Origin of the sequence: Bacillus pretiosus, from assembly GCF_051294775.1 — a bacterium.
In the GTDB taxonomy this organism is placed as follows: domain Bacteria; phylum Bacillota; class Bacilli; order Bacillales; family Bacillaceae_G; genus Bacillus_A; species Bacillus_A wiedmannii.
In genome coordinates this window covers 1-283 of record NZ_JBPPHF010000572.1, presented here as the reverse complement: position 1 = coordinate 283, position 283 = coordinate 1, and the positions used below count along the sequence as shown (strand labels likewise).

Annotated in this window: 1 protein-coding gene; it reads left to right on the top strand. The window is 73.9% G+C overall.

Translation table 11 applies throughout. The annotated features are described in order from the left end of the window. Positions 1–283: glycoside hydrolase family 15 protein (locus tag ACSG5Z_RS32905; protein ID WP_503827198.1), on the top strand; the 283-nt coding region annotated here is incomplete at both ends.

Sequence of the window (283 nt, the reverse complement as noted above, 5' to 3'; positions counted from 1 at the left end):
CGACCACGTCGCTGCCCGAGGAGATCGGCGGCGTCCGCAACTGGGACTACCGCTACTGCTGGCTGCGCGATGCCGCGCTGACCGCGCATGCCCTGGTGAGCGTGGGGTCGCTCGCCGAGGCGGACGCCTACCTGGACTGGGTGCACCGTGTGCTCGACACCGTTCCGGGCCCCGAGCGCCTGCACCCGCTGTACACGCTGGCGGGTGGTGCCCTGCCGCCCGAGGCAGTCATCGACACGCTGCCCGGCTACGCGGGCTCCCGGCCCGTGCGGGTCGGCAACGC